Raw genomic sequence first — 7879 nt, forward strand, 5'->3', positions numbered from 1 at the left:
GGACGCTTAACCCTTATACCCGAAGGGCGAAACTGTATTATTCCCTTCCAAACCGTATCGATATGTTCACCGGCTTGCCACTCAAACTTGGTGTGGGTTTGAACAAACTCCGAAAGGTAATTGTACTTTTTCAACCATTTATCGATAAAAACTTTGTTTTGGCTGTAAAGCATGCGGTTCTTCTGTACAAAACCAGCCTTCCATGTGGGCAAATTGCTTAAATCATAGTCTTTTCCAAACTCATTGGCCCAAATGGGAAAGCCAAGCTTAAGTCTGCCTACACCTTGAATAAATTCATCCCATGCCGATAGCACATACTCCTCGTAATTGCTGATAGCAAAACGTCTATCAGCTTTGCCGTTCAGCACTATTGCCCCATCTGTTTGATTACGATGCGATGGAGGTATTTCAAAATGTAATTTCCTTAGTTTTGTGGTTGAGGAGTGAACCCCAAGGATGAAAACCCTCTCGCGAAGTTGGGGAACCCCAACCTGATGCGGACTAACAATGAGCGGCTTTTCAGTGATGATATAGCCTAATTCCTTTAAATTTTCCGAAATCACTTTCCAAGTCCTGCCCCCATCGTGCGAGGCAAGGTTACGAACATTCTCAAGAATAATGTATTTGGGCTTGTGATGCTTCAGAATACGTTTTATCTCAAAAAAAAGGGTTCCCCGAGTATCGTCGAATCCCTCCTGCTTACCGGCCTTGGAAAAGGCTTGACAGGGAAAGCCTGCACAAAGAACATCGTGAGCAGGAATGACTCGTTCATCAACGCTCCGAATATCGCCAAAGGGTTCGATTCCAAAATTACTTTTGTAGGTGGCAACCGCATAAGGGTCAATCTCCGAGGCAAACACACATTGGCCACCAAGCCTGCCCATGGCTATGTGGAACCCTCCCACACCGGCAAAAAGGTCGATAAACCGAAAACTGCTCATTCCTGAAATTTACGCCAAAAATAGCATTTATTCACCTTGAAAAAATAGATAAAGTTAAAGGCAAATTGTTTTTAGGGTTTGGTTTTTAGTGTTTAGTTTTTAGTGTTTGGTTTTTAGTGTTGAGTGAAGTAAATGATGAATTCTATCAACCCTTACATAAAGCCATTACCACAGAGTTACACAGTGTATCACAGTGTATCACAGTGTAAATCAGTTTAATCTGCGTTATCTGTGTTCCATTTAAATTCACGATTAATAAACAACGTCTCCTGTCATACCGAGCAAATGGGAGGAATCTCTTTCATTAACAGTTACAACCAACTTTACTCCCCCTGCCCTCTCAATAAAGTTCAAAAAAAATCGTCATTTTATGATTTGTAATTTTTTTACATTTTTTTAGAACGCTAATTTACAGGGCAATACATCAAAAACTGGAAATAAGGCGCAAAAAAGTAGCGCCTATATAAGAGATGTAAGCAATTGTTTGAAGATCTTCCAAAATGATTTTGATTATCTTTGAAAGAAAAACCAAGCCATGAGGATATTTCAAATTCAAATTGCCTTAAGAGGTTTTAAGCCTAAAATCTGGAGGAGGATACTAATTCCTGAGAATTTATTGTTGTCCGATTTTCATAAAATTATCCAAACAACCATGGGCTGGACAAATTCTCATCTACACCATTTCATAAAGGACAAAACATACTATTCACCGAGAATGGAAGATGATGATTTTTGGGATGATAGCTGCAATGTCGACTATAAGAAAATGAGAATTGCAGATATATTGAAGGCGGAAAAGGAAAAGGTTATCTATGAATATGACTTTGGCGATAGCTGGGAACATGATATTCTTTTAGAAAAGATCCTTCCTTATGACAGTAAATTGGTTTATCCTTTATGCCTAAAGGGAAAAATGAATTGCCCTCCTGAAGATTGCGGTGGAATCTGGGGCTATGCAAATATGTTAGAAATACTGAAAAACCCCAAACATAAAGAGTATAAGGAATTAAAGGAATGGCTGGGAGTTGAATTCTATCCAGAATTTTTCGACATTGACGAAGTGAATAAGTTGCTGAGAGAAAAAAATTTTGGTTGTGAGGGATTTTATTAAATTACAACTGCTTACAACACGTGGTTAAGCCCACTGGGGCTGATTTGCAGATAGAAAAGTTTTTAGTAATTTAGTAAAAGTTTAACGTGGGATAAAGACGCAGGCGGTTAACTCCCCTGCGTAAGCAACAGCCGACCGTTAAAGCCCTAATTTCTCCCTCCTAAATCCTTACCAAAACCAAACCCAATGGAAAGTTTAATACAAAATCTGCAAAACGACCTGAAAAGTCAAGCAACCGAGCAAAACCGACTTGCGGGCGAAAGGTTCTTTAAAGAGAATGTAAAACTTTATGGTCTTAAAGCCGCCCAGGTTCAAACCATTGCCAAACATTACTTCAGCAGCCAGGTAAAAATGATGAGTAAAAGCGAGATGCTTGCTCTGTGCGAACAGCTTTGGCAATCGGGATTCATGGAAGAAACCTTTATTGCATGCTACTTTACAGAGCGATTTGTAAAACATTTTTCGCCTGAGGACTTTGTATCCCTTGAAGAGTGGGTAAAAAAATACATTAACAACTGGGCGTCGTGCGATACCTTTTGCAACCATACAATTGGCGATATGCTTATGTTGCATCCGCTACTAATTGAAAAGGTAAAGCTATGGGCAAAATCCAACAACCGATGGGTTCGGAGAGCTGCGGCAGTTAGCTTTATTGTTCCCGCCCGTAAGGGCTTATTTCACAATCATATTGTTGATATTGCTACCATGCTCCTTACCGATTCCGACGATATGGTTCAAAAGGGTTACGGATGGATGTTAAAAGCCACAAGCCAATCAAATCAGGAACTTGTATTCAATTTCGTGATGTCGAATAAAGCTAAAATGCCTCGAACCGCTTTAAGATATGCCATTGAAAAAATGCCACTGGAACTTAAAGCTAAAGCAATGGCTAAATAGCTACACCCTAACGTTTTACCTTTTACATTGAAAATTTTCTCCCCTTTTCAACGATTATTAAAGTGCATTTTACCAAATTTGCGCAAAAATTTTCTGAGATGAAAAAATCACTGTTTTTTACTGCATTTTCTGTTTTTACTGCATTTATTTCAGTAGCACAGGAACAACCCCAAAAACCTAAAATTGAGGTTAAACCTTACGGTTACGTAACATGGGAAACCATTTTTGATAGCTATAAGTCAGTCGATACACGCGATGGCGAGCTTTACTTCTATCCCTTAAAGGCAAATATCGATGCTAACGGAACCGATGTTAACAAAAAGCATCAGCTTCAAATGCTTTCGCTAACAACGCGTTTGGGATTAAAAATATCCGGGCCCGATGTACTTGGCGCCAAAACTAGCGCAATGGTTGAAACCGATTTTTTTGCCACAGCAACTGAATATACACGCTTACTGAGGGTTAGGCATGCCATAATGACCCTTAAATGGCAGCATTCCGAGCTCATAATGGGACATTACTGGCATCCGGTTATTGTAAACGAAGTAATTCCCTCAACCCTTGCCTTTGGTGCAGGCGTTCCCTTCCACTCGCTGAATCGTTCCCCTCAAATCCGTTTTACTTACTACCCCATTGAAAAAGTAAGGTTATCGGCAACCGCATTAACCCAGGGTTACCATAAGTCGATGGGCCCAGCTGAGGCACAACGCAACTCCGGACTACCCGAACTCATGGCACAGGCTGCATTCGTAAAAAACAATTCATTTATTGCTGGTTTGTCGGCTGGTTACAAGTGGCTTACTCCCCGACTCAATATTACCAGCTCTAATACTGGCACACATAAAACAGTTGGTCAGTACCTATTTAGTGTATTTACTGCAGCAAATCTGGCTAAGACTAATATCAAGTTTGAAACAGTTTACGGCGAAAATCCAACTCACCTTCTTATGATTGGTGGCTACGGTAGGGTTACTGAAACCACCGCTGATAGCGATTACGACTACGCAAACCTGCGTACTCTTAGCACATGGCTAGATGTTGACCATAAGTTGGGAAAATGGGGCATTGGGGTTTTTGCCGGATACTCAAAGCTACTCGGTTCCAATAAGAATTACTCAACCATTGCCGGCTACAACAGGAACGACGATATGAATTATGTTTACCGTATCTCACCACGTGTAAGCTATAAGGAAGAGAACTTGGTGCTAGGAATTGAATACATGTTAACCACAGCGGTTTACGGTAAAACCTTCGACGCTCAGCATAAGGTTACCTCATCGCTCGACCCTGTAAGCAATAATCGTATTACAATTAGCGCAAAGTATTCCTTCTAGATTGATTTTATACTTAAACAGATTCTTTGTATTTAATAGTGGCTTGCGTATTGGCAGGCCACTTTTTTATCACTTTATGGCTAACTTTGCATAAAATTAAAGGCGATGGTTCGGGTAAAAAAGGCTTTACGCATAGGTTTATTACTCCTGGTGTTAATTATTTCTCTTCTATTTCTTTCACGAAATCTTATTGCCAAAAAAATTTTTAGTAAATCCTCTGCAAGAGTAAAAAACAGGTATGGTTTAACAGTTACTGCAAGCGCAGTTGAAGTTAAAGGCTTAAACACCCTTCAGCTTCAAAACCTACTTATTGTTGATACCGATACTTTGCTTTGCTCTGAATCCTTTAGGATTAAGCTTAATCCGTTCCATTTGGTATTGCTTAAAATCAATCCCAAGCAAATTGATATATCCAGAACTACGATTAATATTGATAATTTGATTGCTCTGGCAAGCAAGCATACACTACAAAGCGCAAATGAGAAAAAAAATGAAAGTTCGAGCAACAAAAGACTATACCGTTTAGTTAAGGCCTTTTTTGGACTTTCAACCGCAACCTTCAATATCAATAACCTACACTTTACCTATTCCGATTCTGCATATACCGGAAAAGTAACTATTGAAAAGTGGAGTTATAGCAATAATAACTTTACCTCAACGCTAAACCTAAACGATGGCGAAAGGACTTCACGGGTAACTATTACCGGAACAACCAGTAAACGAAAAAATAGCCTTACCGCAACGGTCACAAGCGAGCAACCTGAAGCCTATATTCCCTTTACCACTCCTGTTCTTGGCGCCAAAGCATCGTTCAAAAAAATCTTCCTTGATTTAAATGCTACCCATATTGAGCCCAATAGGATAGAGTTAAATTTAGTATCAAGCATTAATTCACTTTTGCTGGATGGTAAGCGTATTGCGCAAATGCCAGTAATAATTGATTCATGCAGAGCAAACATGCAAATCAGGGCGATGCCCAATAGTTTCGTTATTGACTCTCTGTCAACAGTTAGTCTTAATGGCTTCAAGGCAAAACTAGGGTTTGAGTATCGTCCATTACCAAGCCGCTATGTATGGTTTACACTCAACACTGGCGAAAACAGCTGGCAATCGCTCTTTGATGCCTTACCCAAAGGGTTATTCACAAACCTGTTGGGCATAAAGGTGAACGGAACTTTCAGCTACTCGCTTCAGGTTGGTGTTCCCCTCACAAACCCCGATAGCCTAACCATCGCACCAAACCTAAAATCGAAAGGATTTTATGTGCTATCGTACGGAAATACCAACCTTGCCATGCTCGCCGATACCTTTACCCATAGGGCTTATATCGACAATGTGTATGTTAGAGATATTAAAGTTAACCCCAAAAGTGCAAGCTACGCTCCACTTGACCAAATTAGTCCATACCTACAATGGACTGTAATAACAAGCGAGGATGGGGGCTTTTACAACCATCGAGGGTTCAGCCTCGATGGTATAACCTATGCAATGGCATGTAACATACGCGAAAAAAGGTTTGCTCGGGGGGGTAGCACAATTACCCAACAGCTCATAAAAAATGTATTTCTAAATCAGAGTAAGAATATCGGGCGTAAAGCCGAAGAAATTCTTATTACCTGGATTACGGAAAATAGCGGTGTAGTATCAAAGGAAAGAATGCTTGAGGTTTACCTGAATATCATTGAGTGGGGGCCCGATGTGTTCGGTATTCGTGAGGCAAGTCAATACTACTTTGGCAAAAAGCCCAGTTCACTTACGCTTCCCGAGGCTTTATTCCTTGCTTACATAATCCCCAGGCCAGCTAAGTTTCGTTACCTATTCGATACCGAAGGTAAGCTTAAGCCCTTTGTAACTGAAAGTTTCATGTTTGTGGCAAATAAGATGCTAAACCGTGGAAACATCACTCAGCAAGACTACGATAATCTGGCTACCAATCCTCAGGTAATCCTTACAGGGCCGGCAAAAGATTTACTGAAAAAAGAATCATCATCGGAAAATATCGATTCTGAAGGCAATTTTACTGAACAGGAAAAGGATACAAATTAGCATCAACCCCTTTACATCGCCCTAAAAATTCATTAAATTTATGGGTGTAAACCAAATCGGATTGATGCTATGAACACACAGGTATCAAAGAATATTGAAGCAGTTGCCGAAAGTATTCAGTGGTTTGGGCAAGCAGCGGTAAAAATCATGAACTGCGGAAAGGTAATATACATCGACCCGTACCAAATAAAAGGGAACGATAAAGCCGATTTAATTCTAATAACTCACTCCCACTTTGACCACTTTTCGCCCGACGATATAAAAAAAATTGTAGCCCCACATACGTGGATACTCTGTCCATCCGATGTTGCCGATGAAGCTCAAAAATTTGGAGCTGCCAAGGTGATTGCTGTTCAGCCTGGCTTTAACGATGAATGGCATGGCATTGAAATTAAGACCGTTCCCATGTATAACGTAACTAAAACCGACAAACACCCAAAATCAAAAAATTGGGTGGGCTACCTGCTTAACCTTTGCCATGTTTGGCTATACCACACCGGCGATACTGAGCGTATTCCAGAAATGAAGAGCATTAAAACTGATATAATACTGCTACCATTAGGCCAAACATACACCATGAACAGCGTTGACGATGCGGTTGCCGCCGTTCTCGACACTGGCGCAAGTGTTGCTATCCCTATTCATTACGGGATGTATGAGGGAACCACTGCCGATGTGGATAAGTTTAAGGAATTGCTTAAAGATAAAGCTGAAGTGATTGTGCTACCAAAATCCTAACTTTTTAGTCGAGGCACTCCACAAACTCCAGCCTCCAGTTTTCAAGCTGGAGTGCTGTTAGGTATCCTGTTCCTGGAATGTAAAGTCCCTTGTAAACACAGCCAGCGTCCAAATCATATAGCCGACGCTGAGTATCCTTAAACTCTTCAACTATTTTTGCTAATGCCCGTGGAGTATGGCCATGAATAATTTTATAGCCGGGCATAAAGCTGCTAGGGACTTGGGTTGGACGATTCCACAACATGGCATACTCATCGGCAAATGGATTTGGCAGCTCATAGTTAAAACCTCCATGAACCAGTAGATACTGATTATCGACTACTACATAAGGTTTTAGAGATGTAAAAAAATTCAAATGCCGTTTAGGCAAAAAACCATAATCTGTCTCAATTGCTGTTACAATTGACTCGTACTGATGCGTAGTGGCAAAGCCGGAATTCATTAACCAAAGACTCATCTCGTAATCGCCCTTAATGCAATCGAGCATCATTTGCTCGTGATTACCCTTTAGGCAGGTAATATTAAAACCCTCATCAATTAAGTTTAAGAGATATTCTACAACACCAGGTGTGTCAGGGCCTCTATCTATATAATCACCCAGAAAGAATAGCCTATCGGTTTTACAAACCGAAAGTTTTACCTCCAATAAAAACCGAAGGGTTTTTGAACAGCCATGAATGTCGGGGATTATAAAAGTTCTCATGGTAATGGTTTATATAAATTTAACACGAAAAATCACATCCGTCCAAAATAAAATTTTGTAGATAAAAAATGGGAGTTGGAAATATCCCCGTTAAGGGATAGTTTTACAT

At 40.3% G+C, this 7879-nt stretch carries 7 protein-coding genes; 5 read left to right on the top strand and 2 right to left on the bottom strand.

Translation table 11 applies throughout. From position 1 onward, the window contains the following. Nucleotides 1–941, bottom strand: a 941-nt coding sequence (locus WHS63_RS12945) for a DNA cytosine methyltransferase (RefSeq protein ID WP_445205474.1), incomplete at its 3' end; no start/stop codon positions are given. 535 nt (nt 942–1476) lie between these two features. Here WHS63_RS12945 and WHS63_RS12950 point away from each other — a divergent pair. The 5 genes from WHS63_RS12950 to WHS63_RS12970 all read left to right on the top strand — a co-directional run bounded on the left by WHS63_RS12950 (nt 1477) and on the right by WHS63_RS12970 (nt 7067). Further along, nucleotides 1477–2052, top strand: coding sequence for a plasmid pRiA4b ORF-3 family protein (locus tag WHS63_RS12950; RefSeq protein WP_445205475.1), 576 nt, complete (start codon nt 1477–1479; stop codon nt 2050–2052). Between the two features lie 186 nt (nt 2053–2238). Next, nucleotides 2239–2949, top strand: coding sequence for a DNA alkylation repair protein (locus WHS63_RS12955; protein WP_445205476.1), 711 nt, complete (start codon nt 2239–2241; stop codon nt 2947–2949). A gap of 98 nt (nt 2950–3047) precedes the next feature. Continuing rightward, a complete protein-coding gene (locus WHS63_RS12960; protein WP_445205477.1) occupies nt 3048–4283 on the top strand; it encodes a hypothetical protein in 1236 nt (411 codons plus the stop codon). Between the two features lie 105 nt (nt 4284–4388). Next, on the top strand, nt 4389–6329 hold the full coding sequence (locus WHS63_RS12965) for a biosynthetic peptidoglycan transglycosylase (RefSeq protein WP_445205478.1): 1941 nt from the start codon (nt 4389–4391) through the stop codon (nt 6327–6329). Between the two features lie 69 nt (nt 6330–6398). After that, complete coding sequence (locus WHS63_RS12970) at nt 6399–7067, top strand: MBL fold metallo-hydrolase (RefSeq protein WP_445205479.1); 669 nt, start codon at nt 6399–6401, stop codon at nt 7065–7067. A 4-nt stretch (nt 7068–7071) separates the two neighbouring features. Here the strand turns inward: WHS63_RS12970 and WHS63_RS12975 are convergent, their stop codons facing one another. Beyond that, the gene (locus WHS63_RS12975; RefSeq protein ID WP_445205480.1) at nt 7072–7770 is read right to left on the bottom strand and encodes a metallophosphoesterase family protein; all 699 of its coding nucleotides are present in this window, start codon (nt 7768–7770) and stop codon (nt 7072–7074) included. Between the last annotated feature and the right edge of the window lie 109 nt (nt 7771–7879).

Origin of the sequence: Tenuifilum sp., from assembly GCF_037481895.1 — a bacterium.
Lineage (GTDB): Bacteria > Bacteroidota > Bacteroidia > Bacteroidales > Tenuifilaceae > Tenuifilum > Tenuifilum osseticum.

Coding starts and splice junctions, on each gene's coding strand:
- WHS63_RS12950 (WP_445205475.1), top strand. CDS start 1,477: ATGAGGATATTTCAAATTCAAATTGCCTTAAGAGGTTTTAAGCCTAAA.
- WHS63_RS12955 (WP_445205476.1), top strand. CDS start 2,239: ATGGAAAGTTTAATACAAAATCTGCAAAACGACCTGAAAAGTCAAGCA.
- WHS63_RS12960 (WP_445205477.1), top strand. CDS start 3,048: ATGAAAAAATCACTGTTTTTTACTGCATTTTCTGTTTTTACTGCATTT.
- WHS63_RS12965 (WP_445205478.1), top strand. CDS start 4,389: ATGGTTCGGGTAAAAAAGGCTTTACGCATAGGTTTATTACTCCTGGTG.
- WHS63_RS12970 (WP_445205479.1), top strand. CDS start 6,399: ATGAACACACAGGTATCAAAGAATATTGAAGCAGTTGCCGAAAGTATT.
- WHS63_RS12975 (WP_445205480.1), bottom strand. CDS start 7,770: ATGAGAACTTTTATAATCCCCGACATTCATGGCTGTTCAAAAACCCTT.